The 20763-nt window shown below is 45.9% G+C and carries 16 protein-coding genes; 6 read left to right on the forward strand and 10 right to left on the reverse strand.

Annotated features, from left to right (window positions below; translation table 11 throughout):
- Positions 1-90: 90 nt before the first annotated feature.
- Positions 91-1137, forward strand: a complete 1047-nt coding sequence (locus tag BLU98_RS06290) for a beta-barrel domain-containing protein (RefSeq protein WP_139173854.1) — start codon at positions 91-93, stop codon at positions 1135-1137.
- The gene (locus BLU98_RS06295; RefSeq protein WP_092723129.1) at positions 1134-3281 is read left to right on the forward strand and encodes a peptidase domain-containing ABC transporter; all 2148 of its coding nucleotides are present in this window, start codon (positions 1134-1136) and stop codon (positions 3279-3281) included. The genes BLU98_RS06290 and BLU98_RS06295 overlap by 4 nt, the downstream gene beginning before the upstream one ends.
- 7 nt (positions 3282-3288) lie before the next feature.
- On the opposite strand, the gene BLU98_RS06300 is transcribed toward BLU98_RS06295, so the two are convergent.
- From BLU98_RS06300 to BLU98_RS06340, 8 genes are all read right to left on the reverse strand, one after another.
- Positions 3289-3936: a response regulator transcription factor gene (locus tag BLU98_RS06300; RefSeq protein WP_092723131.1), complete on the reverse strand. Its 648-nt coding sequence runs from the start codon at positions 3934-3936 to the stop codon at positions 3289-3291.
- The gene (locus BLU98_RS06305; RefSeq protein ID WP_092723133.1) at positions 3933-4724 is read right to left on the reverse strand and encodes a sensor histidine kinase; all 792 of its coding nucleotides are present in this window, start codon (positions 4722-4724) and stop codon (positions 3933-3935) included. Before BLU98_RS06305 ends, BLU98_RS06300 begins: the two co-directional genes overlap by 4 nt.
- Positions 4725-5389: 665 nt before the next feature.
- Positions 5390-5872, reverse strand: a complete 483-nt coding sequence (locus BLU98_RS06315) for a hypothetical protein (RefSeq protein ID WP_139173855.1) — start codon at positions 5870-5872, stop codon at positions 5390-5392.
- 280 nt (positions 5873-6152) lie between these two features.
- Positions 6153-7364: a transporter gene (locus tag BLU98_RS06320; RefSeq protein WP_092723139.1), complete on the reverse strand. Its 1212-nt coding sequence runs from the start codon at positions 7362-7364 to the stop codon at positions 6153-6155.
- Positions 7365-8012: an ATP-binding cassette domain-containing protein gene (locus BLU98_RS06325; protein ID WP_092723141.1), complete on the reverse strand. Its 648-nt coding sequence runs from the start codon at positions 8010-8012 to the stop codon at positions 7365-7367.
- Between the two features lie 30 nt (positions 8013-8042).
- The gene (locus tag BLU98_RS06330; RefSeq protein WP_092723143.1) at positions 8043-9773 is read right to left on the reverse strand and encodes a DUF4836 family protein; all 1731 of its coding nucleotides are present in this window, start codon (positions 9771-9773) and stop codon (positions 8043-8045) included.
- A gap of 51 nt (positions 9774-9824) precedes the next feature.
- Positions 9825-12719: a serine hydrolase domain-containing protein gene (locus tag BLU98_RS06335; RefSeq protein ID WP_092723272.1), complete on the reverse strand. Its 2895-nt coding sequence runs from the start codon at positions 12717-12719 to the stop codon at positions 9825-9827.
- A 134-nt stretch (positions 12720-12853) separates the two neighbouring features.
- Positions 12854-13258, reverse strand: coding sequence for a DUF5606 family protein (locus BLU98_RS06340; protein WP_257574754.1), 405 nt, complete (start codon positions 13256-13258; stop codon positions 12854-12856).
- A 201-nt stretch (positions 13259-13459) separates the two neighbouring features.
- Between BLU98_RS06340 and BLU98_RS06345 the strand changes: the two genes are divergently transcribed.
- Positions 13460-14017, forward strand: coding sequence for a DinB family protein (locus BLU98_RS06345; RefSeq protein ID WP_257574756.1), 558 nt, complete (start codon positions 13460-13462; stop codon positions 14015-14017).
- Positions 14018-14101: 84 nt separating this feature from the next.
- On the opposite strand, the gene BLU98_RS06350 is transcribed toward BLU98_RS06345, so the two are convergent.
- The gene (locus BLU98_RS06350) at positions 14102-14734 is read right to left on the reverse strand and encodes a DUF1579 domain-containing protein (RefSeq protein WP_092723145.1); all 633 of its coding nucleotides are present in this window, start codon (positions 14732-14734) and stop codon (positions 14102-14104) included.
- A 72-nt stretch (positions 14735-14806) separates the two neighbouring features.
- Positions 14807-15466 carry a DsbA family protein gene (locus BLU98_RS06355; RefSeq protein WP_092723147.1) on the reverse strand — a complete coding sequence of 220 codons (660 nt, stop codon included), beginning with the start codon at positions 15464-15466 and terminating at the stop codon, positions 14807-14809.
- A gap of 55 nt (positions 15467-15521) precedes the next feature.
- On the opposite strand from BLU98_RS06355, the gene BLU98_RS06360 reads away from it, so the two are divergent.
- From BLU98_RS06360 to BLU98_RS06375, 3 genes are all read left to right on the forward strand, one after another.
- Positions 15522-16739 (forward strand): DegT/DnrJ/EryC1/StrS family aminotransferase, encoded by a 1218-nt coding sequence (locus BLU98_RS06360; protein WP_092723149.1) that lies wholly within the window; start codon positions 15522-15524, stop codon positions 16737-16739.
- 85 nt (positions 16740-16824) lie between these two features.
- Positions 16825-18315 (forward strand): RNA polymerase factor sigma-54, encoded by a 1491-nt coding sequence (gene rpoN, locus BLU98_RS06365; RefSeq protein ID WP_092723151.1) that lies wholly within the window; start codon positions 16825-16827, stop codon positions 18313-18315.
- 101 nt (positions 18316-18416) lie between these two features.
- Positions 18417-20759 carry a T9SS type B sorting domain-containing protein gene (locus BLU98_RS06375; RefSeq protein ID WP_139173856.1) on the forward strand — a complete coding sequence of 781 codons (2343 nt, stop codon included), beginning with the start codon at positions 18417-18419 and terminating at the stop codon, positions 20757-20759.
- Positions 20760-20763: the final 4 nt, after the last annotated feature.

The raw sequence follows: 20763 nt of genomic DNA on the forward strand, positions 1-20763 counted from the left end.
ATATCATGCCAGGGTTATGATGCGGCACTATGGCTTAATCATGTACGACCCCGGTACAGGGGATTGTACGTCCTCTTCTTAGTCCTATTTGTGGTAACGATTGCTGTACTTCCGCTGGTTAAGGTAGACATTACGGTTAAAGCACAAGGAATGGTCCGGCCGGCAACAGCGCGTGCGGAAGTGAAGATACCCGCTACGGGCATCATTGCCGAGATCAGGTGCCGCGAAGGTGATCTGGTTGAAAAAGGAACTGTACTGATGCGCCTGAAAGATTCAGCGATTCAGTCTAAAAAAATTCGGAACCAATTTGAAATGCATAAACGGCAACAACATATACAAGACCTGTTATTACTGACGGCACTGGAAGTTGATTCGGCTTGTCTTCAACAGCAATTGTATTTACCGTTGTACCGGGAGCAATACAACCGGTTCAGGAACCGGCTGGTTATTCAGGAACTGGCTGTTAACCAGGCAGCACATGAGTTGCAAAGCCATAGTTCACTGGTGAAAGAGCGGATCACGGCGCCAAATGTTTTTTATGAAATACAGCTTCAACTGAAAGAAAAAGAAGCAGCGTACCGGTTGGCCAGGAATGAACAGTTGGGCTATTGGCAGGAAGCGCTCGAGCGGAACAGGATGGAACTGGAACAATACGAAGAACAAGCAGTACAACTCGCGGCTTATGAAGCTTTGCTGCTGGTACATTCGCCTGTAAAAGGCTTTGTGCAGGGCATCAGTCAGTGGCATGCCGGAGCTTTTGCAACTGCCGGAGAAGCAGCTTGCCTGGTTTCTCCAACCGATACCCTGATGGGTGAATGTTATGTGCCGTCTAAAGATATAGGATTGATCAAGGACTCAATGAACGTGATCTGCAGCTTTGATGCTTTTGAACAACGGTATTTCGGTACTGTAAGAGGTAAAGTGATAGCTATCGATGACGATTTCAGCCTGGTTAACGGCAGGCCGGTATTCCGGGTACGCTGTTCTTTTCAGACCACCCGTTTGGGCTTAAAAAAAGGATATGAAGCGGCTTTGAAGAAGGGACTTGGATTCCAGGCACGATTCAAAGTAACGGAAAGGAGCTTGTGGCAACTGCTGCTGGATCATTTGGATGACTGGTTAAACCCTTCGGTATGAGAAGAGCAATGCGTATCAGGCAAAGGGATATCACCGACTGTGGTGCTGCTTGCCTGGCTTCCATAGCTGCTTATCATGGACTGCAATGGCCGGTCAGCCGCATCCGGCAATATGCAGGTACAGATAAAAATGGTACTTCTGTTGGCGGGCTGCTCGAAGCCGCCGGCCAAATGGGAATGGATGCCAAAGCCGGCAAAGCAGGCATCGAGAGCCTTCCTCGTATTCCCTTACCTGCTATTGCACATATGGTGCTGAAAAATGGTTTGCAACATTATGTGGTGATCTGCCGGGTGAAGAAACGTTTTATCAATATCATGGACCCGGCTGATGGACGGATACATCGATACAAACAGGCTGCCTTTGCCAAAGAGTGGACAGGCGTGTTGGTACTACTGGCGCCTGCCGTGGCGTTCCGTCCACGGCAGGCTGTGGCAACACCTGTAGCCAGGTTCTGGCAACTGGTTGCCCCGCACCGGTATTCGATGCTGCTGGCACTTACCGGGGCGCTTGTGGTTACCTTGTTGAGTTTATCTACTTCTGTGTACATGCAGAAGGTCATCGATGTGGTACTGGTAGAAGACAATATCAAACTGCTCAACCTGATGAGCATACTGATGGTGGGTTTATTGTTGTTCCAGTTATTCATAGGAATGTTCAAGGCTTTGCTGGGATTGCAAGTAGGACAGCATATAGATGTACAATTACTGCTCGGTTATTATAAGCATTTGTTGCGGTTGCCACAGCGGTTCTTTGATACGATGCGGGTAGGAGAAATCATCAGCAGGGTAAATGATGCGGTGAAGATCCGTCATTTCGTAAATGAAGTTGCGCTTAACACGATCGTGAACCTGAGCATGTTATTGTTCTCTTTCATGGTGATGTTCTTCTATTACTGGAAACTGGCGGTTATTGTGCTGGCTGTTTTACCCTGCTACCTGTTGCTGTACAAAATCACAGACAACATCAATCGTGTATGGCAACGCAGGCTAATGGAAAATGCGGCATCGCTGGAAAGCCAGCTGGTAGAAAGCCTGAATGCAGCAGCAACGATTAAACAGTTTGGACTGGAATACCAGGCTGGTGTTAAAACCGAGCACCGGTTCATTGCACTACTCAGGTCTGTTTATTTCAGTAGTAAAAAGGGTTTATACAGCGGAACGGCTTCCGCTTTATTTACGCGGCTGTTGGGGATCATTATTTTATGGACCGGCGGATATTTTGTGATCAGAAAAGAACTAACGCCTGGTGAACTGGTTTCTTTTTATGCCCTCGCGGAATACTTTACTACACCTGCAGCAGCACTGATCGGATCGAACAAAGATATCCGCGAAGCGCTCATTGCGGCAGACCGGTTATTCGAGATCATCGATCTAGAAACGGAAGAGGGAACGAAGGCCGGGAAAATACTACTGGAACCAGTTCATATGGGGGATATTGTTTTTCAGGATGTGCATTTCAGGTATGGAACCAGGGAACAGGTCTTTGAAGGCCTTAACCTCTGTATACGTAAAGGAAGCTGTACGGCGATCGTAGGAGAGAGCGGTAGTGGAAAATCTACCCTCCTTGCTTTATTGCAACAATTGTATCCTTTATCAAAGGGCAAAATATACATTGGTGGGATCGATATTACCCTGGTCAGCCGAGAGAGCCTGCGGAAACTAATAGCGCCGGTACCACAGGAAACAGACCTGTTTGCAGGTACTATTGCAGAGAATATAGGTATTGGGGATGAGCATCCGGATAACCGGAAAATCTTGTTTCTTTCCCGGCTGCTGGGGCTGGATGCTTTCATCGAGCAGTTGCCGGCCGGGTACAATAGCCAGGTGCAGGAACAGGGAAATAATTTATCGGGCGGACAAAAACAGCGATTGTCCATTGCCCGTGCTTTGTATCGCGACCCGGAGATACTGGTGCTGGATGAAGCAACAGCCTCATTGGATAGCCAAAGTGAACAGAAAGTGCAAGAAGCGTTACAATGGTTCAGGAGCAGGGGGAAGACGGTGATCGTGATTGCACATCGCCTGGCAACGATCAGGAATTGCGATTGCATTCACGTTTTGCATAAAGGGAAATTACTGGAAACAGGAACGCACGATCAGTTGATGCAACAGAACGGCGCTTATGTGCGTTTGTGGCAGCCCTGACGGATGATCACATTTCAACCAGGTTGTGCTTCATGGCAAAAATAGCCAGGCCCACCCTTGTCTTGATGTCTAATTTTTTGAACAGGTTGTCGCGATAGCTGTCAATCGTTCTGGGGCTTACACACATCTCTTCGGCGATTTCTTTATAGGTTTTATCTGAACAGATGAGTCGCAGAAAATGTACTTCATTGTCTGAGAGAGAGCCAAAGGGTGCATTAACGGCAAATGAATTGCCATTGCTGATATAGTTCATCAGTTTATCACTGATCAGTTCATTGATGAAATAGCCGGTGTCCCGGATATTATCAAGAGCCTGTTTGAATATTTTGGGCTTACTGTCTTTTAGCAAGTAACCCCTCGCGCCATTTTTCATCATACGAATAATGGCGATATCGTTTTCAAGCATGCTCAATACAAGTACGCGTGTGGAAGAGAGGCTTTTCTTGATCCATTCGGCGGTTTCAAAGCCATCCATGACAGGCATGGTGATATCGAGCAGTACAATATCGGGCGGGGCTTCATAGTTCAACTGGTCAATGAATTCTTTACCATTGCCCGCTTGCATTATCACCTTATAGCCATCAAATGAATTAATGATGGCCGCAAGCCCTGATCGGAGCAATTCGTGATCGTCTACTAATGCAACAAGCGTCATAATGAAGGCCTATTGGGTTTAATCTGTAAGGTAATGGCAGTGCCGTGACCCAGGTTACTTTGGATATCAACGGTTGCGTGAATCATCTTTGCTCTGTTAAAAATATTCTGTAAACCAATACCATGCCCCGTTTTTTTCAACTTTTCCGTGTCAAATCCCGTTCCATTGTCTGTGACCACTATCTTTATATTGCTGGGATCGCTTTCAATCTTGATATCAATAGCCGAAGCAGAAGCGTGCTTGATGATGTTGTTGATGATTTCCTGTATCATCCTGAACAGGATCAGGTCAGTGTCCTTGTTTACTCCTGCAAAGCTATCGGCAATTTCCAGGCTGGTAGTATAGCGACCCGTCTTCTGCAAGGTAGCCATTAATTGGCGAATAGACTCCAGAATTCCGATATCGTTGATCCTGTTGGACTGCAGGTTATGACTCAGATCGCGGAGGTCTTTGATGGCTTTTCCCAGTAGCTGGTCGGTATGTTCGAATTTCTCTTCAGAAACCTCTTCCATGAAGGTACTGAGATTCAATCTTACCAGGCTCAATACCTGACCAATGTTATCGTGTATCTCCTGACTGATATGGCTGAAAGTCTGCTCCTGTATTTCCAATTGGGTTTTCAGAATGGTCTGATCAAAACGGTTTTTCATTTCATCCCGCTCCTGCTGGAATTTTCGCTGGCGACGCAAGAAGATGAACACAATGAGTAAAAGGAAAAAACCGATCAATACCAGGAATACGGAAGCAATTACGATGGTGATGAGTATGTCTTCCTGTTGTTTCGGCATAGAAAAAATGAGACACTGAATGAAGTGTACAAAATTAGGATTAAACTCCGGTTAATGGTGCCATAAATTTTCTTGCCCTCCTGTTGCAGATCATTAGACCGAAGATACTCAAACAATGCATTAATAATAACCGAACCAAGGTAGTAAACCAAAAGCCCAGTGCATACCCAAAAGAAAGGTTGTTGTGAAAGCTTTAAACTGATGGTTTCCGGCTGAATGGTTTCAAAAAAGAAGAAACAGCAAAATACAACGATAAAAAAAGACCCAAGCAGGAATGTATAAGTATGAAAACTCTGAGTGCCTTGCAGGAAGATCAGGTTAGCTGCTACTGCAATCGTGTAAAGTGGCACAAACCAGGCAACTATTTGTTTGAATAGCTTTTTCCGAAGATTTTGATAAAAGATATAGGAATAAAAGCAGAACTCAAGGGTTGTAAAGATGTTGTATATCCAATAATTTTTTATCCCTTTTACTATACACCAATATCCGATGATTTCAACCAGGACAGTGATGGATAGAAAAGGGATAAAATATACTAAACTCGTTGATTTAATTCTCCTGTAAAGGAATATCGCTATGAGCAGACTAATAGCCTGTATGTAAATGTGTAATGTAGCCTGAAACATATAACGATGACCCCCTCTACAACCTTGTTTTAAGACAGCTTATGGCCAAATACTACCGTGATTTAAAAAAGCGTCTGGAGCAGTAGCATTGCTTTGTACGTTACCGTTACTGGCCCTATTATCATCACCAGAAAAATAAACGGTTGTTTTTCCAACGTTGGAAGGGCTGGTAGCTGTTTGTGCATTATAAACTCCAAAATTTACATACACATTGTCGGATTGGTACTTGCTTTTCAATACCTGAAGGAAGCCTTGCAGGTCCTTGATCTTGAAAACAACGTACTGAGTACTGTTAGGGTATGCCTGTACATAGGCATCATGCATTTGTTTCGCAGCATCTCCGCTGATGAAACCTACTACATCTGAACCGTTGACGGCTACGCCGATAGCAGATTCATTTGCCTTTGAAGCAGCAGTCCCGTTCTGTGTAGAAGTGCCGTTTTGCTCTTTCTGGCAAGCTACAAAGAGTGTAGCAACCACGGCGAGCATTAAAAAGCCGCTCGTTAAGTTAATCTTTTTCATCTAAAAAAGTTTTAGGTTTCGGTTATGTCAAGGATGATTAAAAGTATATAAAACCTATTCGGTTAAATATAGGTATTGGATTAAGCGAATAATAAGTTTTACGGAAATACGGCCCAATGACACTTAAAACCAACAAGATGTATTTACGGGTGCTACAAAACTCGGAAGAAATAGTCAGCCTTTTAATTTAAAAACACCGAATTTTGCCGGTGTTTTCACGGTTTTTTTAACCGTGTTTTCCGCAAAATTATCCCCAAACTGTGGAAAACCCACCCCACATTTATTCAAGACCTGTTTTCCTGATATGTTTCCGGATGCTGCTCCGATTCACTAACCAAATGATTATCAATAAAATAAGAGCTATTGTCGCTGTGTACACCGAAATCCACGGACTGATGAACATATGCATTTTTTTCAAATACAAATATGTAATGTGCTGAAAAACAGTTATCAAACTAAGAGCCGCTACGACTATCCCTATATTTTGGGGGAAGAACCGGCCCATCAGGAACTGTTCTAATTGCCTGGGTGCTGCTCCCAGGGTGATCAACAACATGATTTCCCGGCTGCAGGAAGCGATGGTCAGCTGTATAAAGAGCGTAAATATGAGTAATGCGAATAGCAGCATCACAAGTCCAGTTATCCCTGAAATGTTCACTACTACATCCACTACCTGCCGGTAACGGCTGAAACGTGTTTTGTCTGCATCAGTACTCAGTCCGTGCTCCCTGAGATATTGCACAAGCACCGGATTACCTGGGTCGGCCGTTCGGATAATAACCCTCGACGGTTTAGCTTCCCCCGCGCCGGCCATCCGTTGGTTTGCCCAGTCCATGAATTCCTGTGGTACCAACAAAGAAGAGACCCGGTCGCTGAACCCTACCACCCTTCCGTTAAAAGTGGTGATGCCGTTGGGCCCATAAACATTGATCCTGAAAACAATCATTTTCACTACTTCACGTGTCAATTGCGGCAGGTTCTGAGAAAATGAAAATTGGAAATTGTAAAAATCAAGGAACATATTGGGCACAATCACCGGAACAAAATTCGATCCTTCATCCCATCGCCAATCTTTATTCGTAACATCAATGAATTCATTGGGTACGCTTTCAAAAGCGATTTCAGTAAAGAAAGGAAATCGCTCGCTATTGCTTTGAATAGATGCTTTGAAACGACTGGGCGTTAACAACCCTATTGATTGCACGAAGGGCTGCCGCTTCAGGTCATTGATCTCATCGCCGGTAAGTGCAGTAGCGCCAATATTTCGATCGGTGAGCAGTTTGTTCACCACCAGGAAATTAGCCACACTGTCCTGGTTGCGCTTGCCATGCAACAACTCGTTATAGTTCACCTGTATCTGCACAGCAGCCAGTATCAATACCATGGCGATAGACAAACCCAGGATGGCCATCACAAAACGGGAACGGCCTGCACCAGATCGAATGAGTTTGGTTAAAAGATGGTTCAACTGGTCCATGTGATGCCCTGTCATTTATAAAGTGAGTTCATCTGTATAAGCGAAATGCTGGTCTTCGTCGAGATCCGTGATGACCATTCCCGCTTTTCTTTTACTGCATTCCCTCGCGATCAATGCAACCGCTTTGGCGGTGTTGGCTCTATCGAGGTGACTGAACGGTTCATCCATGATCAGCCATTCAAAAGGCTGCATCAATGACCGGATGATAGCTACCCGTTGTTGCTCGCCATAACTGCACAGGCCGGCACGTTGGTGCAGGATATGCGTGATGCCCAATTCTTCTGCCATCTCATCAATCATTTCAGTATTGTAATAGGGCGTTTGCAATACCCGTTTGAGTTCTATGTTTTCGCGTGCAGTAAGATGAGGAAACAGCCGCAGGTCCTGGAAAACAATGCTGATCTTCTGTTGGCGCAATGATGCCAGCCCGGCTGCCGTAATGGAAGTAAGCAAATGATCGCCCCAGGATATGCGCCCCTCATAATCATGGCGAAGCCTGTACAGCATGTGCACCAATGTGGTTTTGCCCGTACCGCTTGGCGCTTTTATTTTGATCCATTTTCCCTGACCGAAAACACGACTGGTATTCCAGACATCGGAAGGCTTTTTGAGCAATTTATCTTTCAACGGAAGCGGAAGCACCTGTTGCATCACAATGTCCATAGCTACGATTTGGATATTAGAAAGCGGGGATTAATTGGTATGAATAATGGCAGGTACACCTCCGGGAAAAACCTCCAGCGCTCTTTCCTTTTTAGCTTGTGCCCGCATATCTACTGCTACATCGGTGAGCAGGCTCGTAAGCGTAACTAAGCTGTTCTGCTTTTCGTTCTGCAGGCGAACCTCAAAAACAGCGTTGGACGATTTGCCATTGAAAGGACCAGCAGTTACAACAACGTCTTTGAAAGTTGCTTTCGCTGTGTTCATCGACTGGCGGTAATTAGAAGATGAATCGTTGGTAGATAAATCGCCAATGGTTCGTGCTATATCAAAATAAAAACAACTTGTTTTGTCTTTAAACCTGCTGGTTACCTCCGGATCGATGGCTGCTTTACTAGTGCCTGCCATGTATTGTACATAGGTCAATGAATCGCTGGCAAGGATCAGGTTCTTTGCATCGCCCTGAATATATAAACCAAAGGCAGACAGGAGACCGCCTCCTTTGTATACATTGCCCTGTTTGGTAACCACGCCCGATTGCGCAGCCTGATCCATGAGCTTGAAAAAGTTGACTTGATTACCTACAGGAATATTGACGATCATTTTGTAAGTAGGCTTGCTGCGTACCATACTCAGTTCGTCGGTTTTATTTTGCGGCTCGGGTTGCTTCAGGCCAATGTCAGAAAGCACGATGGCCACATCGCCTTTCATGGCTTTGTAAAAATCTTCTGTAGTGATACCCGATTTCTGCAAAAGGTTATTTGCCATTCCTTCCACTTCCATCTGCTTCAGCAACCCTCCGATAATATTCGGGTTGAAAGCAAAAAGAAGGAAGCCATTGATGTGCTGTGAAGGAAAATGATCGATCAGTGAAAGGTTAACCGCCGGACTGGGAAACTGTTTACACAAAGCGGTGAGTAATTCATTGGGGTAACTGGTTGTTTTCGCCAGTATTTTTCCGTCTTCAAAATTGAGGGTGGAGACGGAATAGTTGTCTTTTACAAAGTCTTCCAGCTTGGGCAACTGAAAGGGCATCATACTGAGCATACCCAGGTAACTGTTGGAGCTGGTGAAAGCATAACCGTCTGCCTTTTCTTTGAAAAGATCGGTAAACAAAGGCACGCTGGCCAACGACTCTTCTTCTTTCAATGTATAATAACTATTGACTTCTGCTTTTGCATTCTCAGCGATGTTACCTGTTTCTGGTTTTTTAAAGCTGCCTGAAACCGAATCGTAAACGGGTCTGGCATTTTGGTTATAAATGGTGGCCATCAGGTACCGGTCGTTCCACGATAACACAACTCCGTCATCTGCCAGCACGTAAGAATAGCCATTCTCTTTTTTGATCTCTTTGTTTTTCAGATCATCCTGTCTTTTCAGGAATGCTTCGAATTTGGAAGGGTCGTTGAGACTGCCCATTACATTGAATACATTGATGGATTCCTGGGCGCTCTTACCTGGCTTGTTGCTGACAAAAAAATACAACTGGCTGTTCCAGTTGATACCGGCATTGTTGCGCAAATCATTAATCTTGGCTTTGTGGGCCGAATCGTCTTTATCGCGACGAAAGAAATTCTCGAATAAAGAATCGACGCTCAGACCTCCTTTCTGCAGTTTATCCTGCATGGCTTTGGCATCCAGTACCAAAACAACAGATGCAGTTTTGGGAATTAGCTTGGCTTGTTGGGGTGCACGGTTCTTGCAAGACGAAAGAACGGCCACCAATAATACGGCGGCTGCGGCGTAGCGGACAAGTAACTTCATATAGGATAGAGATTAAAGGTTGATATATACGAAGTTACTATTTGCTATTGCTTATTGGATCATTGCTTGATAAATGGCTTCCTGGATGTTTGAACGCACATTTAACTGGCTCAGCTTGTTGTTATTGCGTGTGGGGTTGACCCTGTTGGACAGGAAAATATATACCAGGTTATACTTGGGATCTACCCAAACGCAGGTGCCGGTAAAGCCCGTATGCCCGAATGTAGCCGGTGAAACACTCGCCGAAGGATAGGGGTCTTTGCGGGTAGCATTGTCTTTTTCGGGCTTGTCAAAGCCCAGTCCCCTCCGGCTCACCGTACTATTATAAGCAGTGAAGTGATCAACCGTTGTTTTTTGAAAAAAGCGGGTGCCATTGAGTTCGCCGCCATTCAGCAACATTTGGTACAACTGCGCCAGGTCGTAGGCATTGCTGAACAGCCCGGCATGCCCGGCCACTCCGCCGAACATAGCAGCTCCTTCATCGTGTACATCGCCATGGATCAGTTGCATGCGGAAATGATGTTCTTCTTCAGTGGGCACAATCACCTGCAAAGGCATCCTTTCCCTCGGCTTGAAAGTGGTGCTGTTCATCTGCAACGGCAGATAAAAATGTGTTCGTGCATATTGATCCAGGGGCATACCGCTAACGGCCTCTGCGATCTTGCCCAGGAATATAAAATCGTTGTCGCTGTACACATAAGTGCCCGGTGCGCCAAGCTTGCTTTGCAGGATGCGATGATACAGGGTATCCTCCCAATCGTTGCGCAGGAACAGGTTTTCTGCTACGCGATATTGGTGTAGTGCATCTTTGATGATACTGAAATATTGCGGCAATGGTTTACCGGTAACCGTATCAATCACTTCCCTGTAAAATGGAATGAAGGGTACCAGTCCGGCCTGGTGCAATAACACATCACTGAGCTTCAGTCCTGCTTTATTCGTACCCCTTGTCCAGGGAAGATAATCGCCCAATGTCTTATCCAGGCTGATCTTCCCTTCTTCATACAACTTCATGATGGAAACGGTAGTGGCCGATATTTTCGTTACCGAAGCCAGGTCGAATACATCTTCTGTACGCATGGGGGTTTGCTTATCGGAACTGGTATAACCGAATGCTTTGTAATAAACCAGTTTACCATCTTTGGCTACCAGCACCACACAACCGGGTGCCGCGCCTTTTTCAATGGCATCGGTGGCAATGCGGTCTATCCGGTCGAGCGCATCCTGGCGCATGCCAACAGCAGCCGGACTTACCTGCGGAAAATAATTGTGATATACAATACCGTCTCCAAACTTAAGCTGACTGTCTACAGTAACGGGCAGTTCTCCCTTTGCCTGTATCTTCCCTTGCAACAGATCGGCCGCTGCATTTTGTGTGATGTCGTCGTTCTCGTAGCAGGCTACGAGGTTCTGCGCATTGGCTGTGTATTTGAGTGCATACGGATTACCGAATACAAAACTGATGGTGTTGGATTGTTGCAGGCGACTGATGAAATCACGTGCAGTAGCGCTCAATCCGAAATCATTGGCGGGCACGCGGCCGTAATTGTGCAAACCCATCACCACTGCATCATAGCCCGAAAGTTGCTGGAGTATATCGGCGGTGTTATTATTCTTTTCATCGAAGAAAAACAGGTTGGCATGATAATCCTGTTGCAGCCTTGCCGCAAATACATTCGGCTTTGCAATTCCAATACCCACATAAGCAACTTTTGTTGCATGAAGGGGCAGGAGTGTGGTATTGTTTCTGCGCAGCAGCGTAAGCGCATTGGTTGCTATCTCTTGCCTGAGCTGGTTGGTTTGTTGATTGAGCTCATCCACCAGGTGCGTGGTGTCGATAGCAGAAAGATGGTTCAATCCCAGGTGGTATTTCGCCAACAATACTTTTTTCACCCTTGCATTGATGGTTTCCCAACTCAGTTTCCCTGCTTTGATGGCTTCTTTTACTTTGGCTATGCTGCCGGGAATATCGCCGGGCAGGCAAAGCATATCATTGCCGGCAATCAGGGAAAGCACGGAAGCATCTCCTTTGGGAAAGAATTTGGCTACGCCCTGCATTTCCAGCGCATCGGTAAAAGAAATACCCTGGTAACCCAGCTCCTGGCGCAGCAGGCCGGTAACATTTTTTACGGAAAGCGAAGTGGGCAAGTTAGGTGTGGTGTCGATGGCAGGAATGGAAAGATGCGCGATCATCATGCTGCCCACGCCCGCTTTGATGAGCTCACGGAACGGATAAAGCTCCAGTTCATCGAGTTGCGCCTTTGTTTTGTTGATCACCGGCAGGTCTTTGTGCGAGTCAACGGCCACATCGCCATGACCCGGGAAATGTTTGGCGCAGGCCATCACGCCCTTGTCCTGCATGCCTTTCATGTATTGTACGCCGTAAAGCGCCACTTTGTATTTGTCTTCACCAAAACTGCGGTCGTTGATCACCGGGTTCTGGGGATTGTTATTGATATCTACTACAGGTGCATAATTGACCTGTATGCCCATGCGTTTGCATTGTTCGCCTACCGCATTGCCAAACCGGTAAATGAGTTGTGCATCAGGTACAGCACCCATCATAAGCTGGCGCGGGAAACTGGTTACACTGTCGAGTCGCATACCAAGTCCCCATTCCCCATCGATCGCTATCATCAACGGTGTTTTGGCGATCGACTGGTAATAATTGGTGAGGAGTGCTTGCCTGACGGGCCCTCCCTGGAAAAAGCAGAGTCCGCCTATATTGTATTTTTTGATCAGTTCGGTCACCTGCGCTACATGATCGGGCCCCAGGTTACTATGTGCCCTGATGATCATCAATTGGGCAATCCGCTGGTCTTTTGAGAGTTTGCGAAACTTTTTTCTCACCCAACGCGCTGCTTCGGGTGTCTTTTCATAGAACGATTGGGCCTGGGTCATCATTCCCAGCATAAGAATGAGAATAGGGAGAAGCAGTTTTTTCATAATAGCGCTTGAAGACACAAGATAAGGAATCGGGTGCGTTTTTATGCGTTTTTGTGAGTGAGCCTGCGTTTAAACCCAGACCCAAGGGCATAAAAAAACCGGCACTGCCGGCTTTATCTTTTGCTGTTGATGGTTTACGCTTCGGCTGGTGGCTCTTCGTTCAGCTTCAGTTCTACCTGGTTGGCCTTCAGTATATTGAACCATTTGACCATTTTCTTCATGTCGCTGGCATATACACGATCGAAATCCATATCGGGGTATACTTTCTGAAAATAAGCTTTTACAGCCTTATCGTCTTTATCAGACGGCAGGGCAGCTTTGCTTTTATCCATGGCCTGGAACACTTCCACCAGGTTTACATTTTCACGAACCGTATATACTTCGATGCTTTCGAGGTGAGAGAAATTATGCACCCGGCTGCTCACGAACTTGGTGCTTTTATCATCCAGAGAACGTACAATGGCGCCGTCTGTCTTGCTGCCCACCAGCTCAAATAAACCCGCGATACCAGTTACCGAAATCAATTTGCTGTACTCCATATAAACTTACTGTTAAGAGTTGCAAAGTAAAGGGAAAAATAACTAACTAGTTATTTGAACGGTTTTGAATTCGAAAACCGATTTATTATTTTGACCCTCCAAAATCATCAACATGAAATGAGTTATCGTACATGGCATTTTTATGTTTATGTGTACCAGGCAAATTTTATGTGAGCATTACAAACAATAAAAAAAACACACATGAAAAAGCTGTTCACCTTTTTTTCTTTACTAATGCTGCTGTTGGTCACGGCACCTGCTTTGCGGGCACAGGATCTTCCGGCAGACAGTGTCCGGGCGCAGATGATACGCGATTGGGAAAGGGCCAAAGTGTATACCAATGCGTACCTGGCTGTTATGCCGGCCGATAAGTATGATGCCAAGCCGAATGACAGCATCCGTACTTTTGCGCAGCAAATGCTGCACCTGGCTACTGCCAATATCGGGCTGATGGCAAACGCCACCGGTAATGCCATGCTGTATCCTCCGGGACGTCTCTTTTCACTGGAAAAAACAAAAAGCGCTCAAAGCGTGGATTCTGTTCATTATTATGTGAATGAGAGTTATGATTATGCCATCAACAGTATTAAAAAGATGGATATGGCGAAATTATGGGAGCCGGTGACCCTGTTTGGTTTCTCTGCTTCCCGGTATGCTTTTTTGTTGAAAGTATTTGAACACCAGACACACCATCGTGGCCAGTGTACCATCTATATCCGTACCCAGGGCATCAAGCCTCCACAGGAAATGTTATTCTGAAACATGAATTTGTAAACATCAACTACAATAAAAAAGCTGCCCATTGTAACGGGCAACTTTTTTATTGGCAATAACGGGTTCCTTTTATTTGTCGCGGGTAAATAAAATCTCCATCGATTTGTATTCTTTTCCGCCAGGCCCGGGTGCGAATATGACCATGACCTGTGTATTGGCATCTTTTTCAGTGAACATTTGGTGTGCGGTTACTTCTTTACCTGTACTTGGGTCTATCATCGAGCCTTTGAGATCCATGGTTTTCGTGGCTGGGTCCCAGGGGCCTTCCATTTTCATCACACCGGTACCCATATTGTCCATCCAGGTGGAGATGAATAGTTTTTTGGCATTATCATAAGCCAGTGTGCCCATTCCTTCAAAAGGCATTCCATTGAAAGTGCCGGTAAAAGCAGAAGCCTGGTAACGTCCGCCCAAGACCATTTTGTTAACGGCAGTGGCTGTACTGGCAATAGGTGGCGCACCTGGCTGCATCCAGGTACTAACAGTGCAACTCCAGTTGCCATCCCAGGATGCCATCATCTTGTGCATGTCGCCAGGTGCCATATAAGCCTGCCAGTTCTTCATCATCGTGGCAGAATCAGGAGTTGAGGAGGAAGCTTGTTGCGTACCGTCTTTGGCCATGCCGCTTTCTTCTTTTTTGGTATTGTTGCAGGCGGTTGATGCAAGCAGTAGCACAGCAGCCAGCAAATGGATATTTTTCATAAGGTCCGTTTTAGTGGATATGAAAAATACAAACCCCTTCCGGCAATGTCAAGCGATCAGCAGGGAATTATTTTATGAGTGGTTGCCCGTGCTAACCTGTTTTAAAGCCGCGTCTAACCTGGCCCGGAGCGTTTCATAATCGGTATAGCCTCTGGACAGCAGGTGAAAACGGCTGTCGGTTTCCTGCAACAGCAGGCAGGGGAAGCCCGTTACCTGCAATTGTTTGACCAGCGAAAATTCATAATGCGCTTGCACTTTGTATTCTTCGCTTTTGAGCTTGCTGTAAAAAACCTTTTCATCAATACCGTATTTTTCCAGTAAATGACGATAAGCTTCGTCATCGGTCAGGTCGCGCCCTTCGTAGTGCAATGCATGCTGCAGATCAGATGCGAACTCCAGTTGCTTGTTGGGATAAAAAGTTTTGAAAATACACAGTGCAATGGCGGGTTTTTCAGAATTAGGGTACCAATCGCTCAACTCCGGATGATTGATATGCCAGAGATAATCATTACCAAATTGAATGCCTGTATATTCTTCAACGGTTTTATAAGCCTCTTGGATATAACCTGCAGTAGCGCCGATATGCACAGGTTCTTTCGGCAAGATCATACCGCCGGATAATACCTGTACAGGTAACTGAGGATAATGTGCAGCTATTTTTTTTATTACCGGACTGAACCCATAACACCACCCACAATAAGCATCATAACAGTAAATAAGAGAAGGTTCCATTACACAAAGATAGTCTACTCAAGTTTCTCTACCTTTGTTGAACAACTTTAAGCGTATGCCCGGTTTTGAATTTTTTGGCAATGAAGAAAGAAAAGAAGTCAACGATGTGCTGGAAACAGGCATATTGATGCGTTATGGTTTTGATGGTCCCCGTAAGGGCATCTGGAAAGCAAAAGAATTGGAAGAAGCCATTACCCGTGTATTCGGCGCGAAATATGCACAGCTCACTTCGAGCGGTACTACGGCGCTTACAACAGCATTGACTGTGTTGAATATTGGTGCAGGTGATGAAGTGATCATGCCTACGTTTACTTTCGTGGCCAGCTTTGAAGCAGTGCTCGGAGTAGGCGCCATACCTGTATTGGTAGATGTGGATGAAACGCTCACGCTCAATCCCGATGCGGTTCGCGCGGCCATCACCCCCAGAACCAAATGCATAATGCCCGTGCACATGTGTGGCAGTATGGCCGATATAGACGCGTTGCAACAGATATGTAAAAAACATCAACTGGTCTTTCTTGAAGATGCCTGCCAGAGTATCGGCGCTACATATAAAGGGAAAGCAGTAGGTACTATTGGCGATGCAGGTGCTTTTTCTTTCGACTTTGTTAAAACCATTACTTGTGGAGAAGGCGGAGTGATACTTACAAATAATGAAGAAGTGTATTTGAAATGTGATGGCTATACCGATCATGGACACGATCATAAAGGAATAGACAGGGGCGCCGATCTGCATCCGTTCATAGGACAAAATTTTCGCATCAGTGAACTGCATGCGGCAGTTGGACTCGCGCAGATACGTAAGCTCGATCAATTCCTTGCCGTACAGCGGAAAAATCAGCGCCTGCTGCGTTCCTACCTGGAGCAGGTACCCGAATTGAGTTTCCGTGTAATACCCGATGCAGAAGGGGATAGCTGTACTTTTCTCAGTTGGTTCCTGCCAACCGAAGCCATCGCAAAAGCGGTGGTTGCGGAAATGAAAGTACAAGGCATATTACCCGGTAATTTTTATTGGTACGCGAACAACTGGCATTATATCAAACAATGGGACCACTTAAAAGATATTGCTACACTGAATAACCTCAACGCAGAACAAAAGTCTGCTTTACAAAAACTGCGATCAACCAACTTTCCGGCAAGCGATGCCATTATGAGCCGCTGTATTTCAACGGCTATCAGTCTTATGTGGACGGAAGAGCAGGTGCGAGAGAAAGGGGCAAAAATGGCTGCCATCATCAAAAAAGTATTGAGCGAAGCGACTGTGCATGCATGATAGGCAAATCAAAATCCACAAATGAAATGCCAGAAATCGTGTCTGGCATCATTTTGTGTGTAAATTTGCTGCGTTTTAGAAACCTATGTCTTTAAGCCAGTCATTACAACAGAAGTTATTACAAAAACTGTCTCCACAGCAGATACAGCTGATGAAGCTATTGCAGGTGCCTACGGCCAACCTGGAAGAGCGCATCAAAGAAGAGCTGGAAGAAAATCCTGCCTTGGAAATGGATGAGGACAGGCACGAAGATGAATATACCGATGAGCTGCAAGACGAATTTGATAACCAGGAGGCCGATGACCTGGACCCCGACGGGAGTGTGGAAGATTATGAGAATGTAGACATCAGTGAATATGTGATGGAGGATGACGGAGAGATCGCAGACTATAAACTGAAGGATGATAATTATCCTGAGATGGACGACCAGAAAATCATCCCCATCAAAGTAGAGACCAGTTTCCATGACCTGCTGCTTGATCAACTGGGCATGCTGGAACTGGATGAGCGCAGTCTTAAAATAGCAGAGCAGGTAGTGGGAAGTCTCGATGATGACGGATACCTGCGTCGCGAACTGTCGTCCATCGCCGATGACCTCGCTTTTCGCCAATCCTTGCAGGTAGATGAAAAAGAAATAGAAACCATTATCCATCAGATACAGCAGTTCGATCCGCCAGGTATTGGCGCGCGTGATCTGAAAGAATGTTTGTTGCTTCAGTTGAAAAGAAAGCTGTCGGAAGGTATAGGTGTGGAGCTGGCTATACAGGTACTGAGCAGGTATTTTGACGAGTTTACCAAGAAGCATTACGAGAAAATACAACGCGGACTCAATCTCAGCGATGAACAGATCAGGGAAGTGATCAGCCAGATCATCAAGCTCAATCCTAAGCCAGGCGGCCATATTGGCGAGATCAATAAAGCGGAGAGTTATATCGTTCCCGATTTTTTCATCATCAATAACAATGGTAAGCTGGAGCTCACGCTGAATGCCAAGAATGCTCCCGACCTGCGCATCAGCGAAGGGTACCGCGACATGCTGAAGGATTACGATAAAGGCAATAAAAAAGACAAGCGACAGAAAGAAGCCATACTCTTCATCAAACAAAAGATCGATTCTGCCAAGTGGTTCATTGATATGATCAAACAAAGACAGGAAACACTGATCAATACCATGAGCGCTATCATGAAACACCAGCGCGAATTCTTTCTTACAGGCGATGAGACCACGATGAAGCCGATGATATTGAAAGATATTGCCGAACTGACCGGCTTGGATATCTCTACCGTTAGCCGTGTGGCCAACAGCAAATTTGTACAAACAGAATTCGGTACCTACCGCCTCAAATTCTTCTTCAGTGAATCTTTGAGTACCGATAGCGGGGAGGAAGTGAGCACCCGCGAAGTGAAAAAGATCCTGAGCGACCTGATAGAAGCAGAAGATAAAAGAAAACCCCTCAGCGATGAGCTGCTCACCGATATGCTCCGGGAGAAAGGGTACAATATTGCCCGCAGAACGGTGGCCAAATACCGCGAACAGCTGAATATACCCGTGGCCCGCCTGCGTAAAGAGCTGTAAAACTGCAGATTATTGCCAGAAACGCTGGCGATTTCACACTATTTTGTATATTTTAGCGTTATATCTCCGGCCAGGAGAAAGTCCACCTATAAAAAACCTTAGTGAATAAGAGAAAATTATACACACTTTCTTTATTATTCCTTATTGCTCCCATCTTTTCATGGGGAAGGGAAGCTTTATTCGACTCCCTGCCTTTTCCGCAAGGTTGTACGCCTTTTATCATCCAGCGAGATACTATTATTTGTGATGGAACCAGTCTAACACTCAAACTGTTGCCGCCTCCACCACCTGATTCCATGCCGGGTGTATGGAAGCAATTGATTACCCGGAGCGGTATGGCTGATAGTATTCTTTTTAATCCGAAACCGTTCGGGTATAACCGCGATAAGCAATACCTCTATACTATTTATCACCAGATTATTGTGCGTTATGACCTGAAGAATAACGTGCAGACATCTGTACCCATTACAGGCGCCTGGCCAGGCGATTATACTGAATTCACTTACGATTACACCAATAAACGCCTGCTGTGCTGGCGGGCGGGGCGCGATGCGGTATATGCAGTGAGTGAGAATGGCGGATCCTGGCAGCAGATCAGCGTGGGCTTCACGGACAATGACTGCTATGGCGCTTCTTCTTTCTGGAACCCCTTCACCGGACAGGCAGGCTTATATGGCGGATTTGGTTACGGAACCATGAAAAACTGGGTTTATGAAAATACGGTGGCCGGCTGGATAGAAAAGAGGCCCAATGTACTGCCCATCGATACCGTTCCCAAAGGAGGTAACCTGATTGGTGCAAATGCAGACGGCAGCAAACTGTACCTGTTCTCCGGCCAGGGCAGTTATACCGGTAATGAAGCAAATGGTTGTACGCTGGGCAGTCCCTGGGCCACACAGAACGGACGACTGTGCTGGTTGCGCGACTTATGGGAAATAGATGTAAAGAACAATTACACTTTCACGAAAATATTGCCGGTTAATAGCCAGTCCATTCAATACGAAGGCGCCGCTGTATATGATTACGATAAGTCGAGGTTCTTCATTTTTGGCGGATTCAAACCCGATTCCAATTACGCCACTAACCTGAAACATGTTAATACCAATAAGACCTATCGTTTCCGTCGTAATATAGACAACGGTTTTGCAGCCTTCCAGGGAGAGGGAGATATACCACCGGCTTTACCAGATAGCACAGCCAATGGAATGGCTTATTATGACCCCATCGGAAAGCGGATGATTTGGGCGCGGTACGATGGCATCTGGGCTTATTATCCAGATTCTACACTTTCAGCGGGAACGAGGGTGAAAGTGCAGTGGTCAACTGGCGAAACCACCGATTCTATCAAAGTCACTCCTACCCAAACCACCCAATACAAAGTAACGCGTACGGTAGGCGGTGTTGTTTGTTCCGATAGCGTGACCATTACATTGGCTGGTATGAAAACGGCTTTACAAAAGAATGTGATCATTTGTGCCGACAGCGCCCTGCTCGATGCCGGCGCAGGCTTCAGTTCTTATTTGTGGAGCAATGGCGCCACATCGCAAAGGATCTATGGAAAACAAAGTAGTACCTATAAGGTAACCGTTAAAAAATATCTCTGTACTACACAAGACAGCACGAAGTTGCTCATTGCCGTGCCGGTAAAGGATTTTGATGTGGTAACGCTCAAAGATTCCATCTGCACCGGTGAAACCGATTCGATGTATGTAGCGGTACCACAAACCGGCGTAAGTTATTCGTGGACGATCAGCGGTAATTCAACGATACTGCATACGGCACCGGATTATAAAACGCCTGGTATTGCCAAAGCCGTGAGCTTTACTGTTTCCGGCGCCAGCAACCCCGCGGTATGTTCCACCAAGACTGCTAACGCAAAAGTGGCGGTACGGGTGTCATTACCCAAGCCGGCAATATATGCCGATTCGATAGGATTGGCCGTGCTTCGCTTCCGCTGGAATCCCATAACGGCTGCCTCAGGCTACTCTGTGAGTTTGGATAAAGGCAACACTTATCAATTGCCTTCGAGCGGTTTACTCGGGCTTACGCATACAGTAACAGGATTGCAGCCCAATGACCTGGTTAACCTGACGGTTAAGACGCTGGGTCGATATACCTGTGAAACCAGCGATACCTCGCAATTATCATTAAGGGCACTGAACCCCTTCGGCAATGGTATTTATATACCAAATGCTTTCACACCCAACGGTGATGGCATTAATGATATATTCCTGGTATACGGAACCGCTATTGCTTCCTTGCGATTGATGGTCTATAATCAATGGGGCGCGCTTGTATTTGAGTCGAGAGATCCGAAGAAAGGTTGGGATGGCACTTATAAAGGCAATAAAGCACCTGGCGGGGCATACACTTATGTGATGGAAGCGATCATGATCGACGGAACCAGGGTGGTGAAGAACGGCACATTTGCATTAATCAGGTAGCAGA

The organism is Hydrobacter penzbergensis (assembly GCF_900106985.1).
Lineage (GTDB): Bacteria > Bacteroidota > Bacteroidia > Chitinophagales > Chitinophagaceae > Sediminibacterium > Sediminibacterium magnilacihabitans.

Excerpts from the sequence above, each read along its gene's own strand:
- BLU98_RS06295 (WP_092723129.1), top strand. The coding sequence starts at position 1,134 with ATGAGAAGAGCAATGCGTATCAGGCAAAGGGATATCACCGACTGTGGT.
- BLU98_RS06300 (WP_092723131.1), bottom strand. The coding sequence starts at position 3,936 with ATGACGCTTGTTGCATTAGTAGACGATCACGAATTGCTCCGATCAGGG.
- BLU98_RS06305 (WP_092723133.1), bottom strand. The coding sequence starts at position 4,724 with ATGCCGAAACAACAGGAAGACATACTCATCACCATCGTAATTGCTTCC.
- BLU98_RS06315 (WP_139173855.1), bottom strand. The coding sequence starts at position 5,872 with ATGAAAAAGATTAACTTAACGAGCGGCTTTTTAATGCTCGCCGTGGTT.
- BLU98_RS06320 (WP_092723139.1), bottom strand. The coding sequence starts at position 7,364 with ATGACAGGGCATCACATGGACCAGTTGAACCATCTTTTAACCAAACTC.
- BLU98_RS06325 (WP_092723141.1), bottom strand. The coding sequence starts at position 8,012 with ATGGACATTGTGATGCAACAGGTGCTTCCGCTTCCGTTGAAAGATAAA.
- BLU98_RS06330 (WP_092723143.1), bottom strand. The coding sequence starts at position 9,773 with ATGAAGTTACTTGTCCGCTACGCCGCAGCCGCCGTATTATTGGTGGCC.
- BLU98_RS06335 (WP_092723272.1), bottom strand. The coding sequence starts at position 12,719 with ATGAAAAAACTGCTTCTCCCTATTCTCATTCTTATGCTGGGAATGATG.
- BLU98_RS06340 (WP_257574754.1), bottom strand. The coding sequence starts at position 13,258 with ATGGAGTACAGCAAATTGATTTCGGTAACTGGTATCGCGGGTTTATTT.
- BLU98_RS06345 (WP_257574756.1), top strand. The coding sequence starts at position 13,460 with ATGAAAAAGCTGTTCACCTTTTTTTCTTTACTAATGCTGCTGTTGGTC.
- BLU98_RS06350 (WP_092723145.1), bottom strand. The coding sequence starts at position 14,734 with ATGAAAAATATCCATTTGCTGGCTGCTGTGCTACTGCTTGCATCAACC.
- BLU98_RS06355 (WP_092723147.1), bottom strand. The coding sequence starts at position 15,466 with ATGGAACCTTCTCTTATTTACTGTTATGATGCTTATTGTGGGTGGTGT.
- BLU98_RS06360 (WP_092723149.1), top strand. The coding sequence starts at position 15,522 with ATGCCCGGTTTTGAATTTTTTGGCAATGAAGAAAGAAAAGAAGTCAAC.
- rpoN (WP_092723151.1), top strand. The coding sequence starts at position 16,825 with ATGTCTTTAAGCCAGTCATTACAACAGAAGTTATTACAAAAACTGTCT.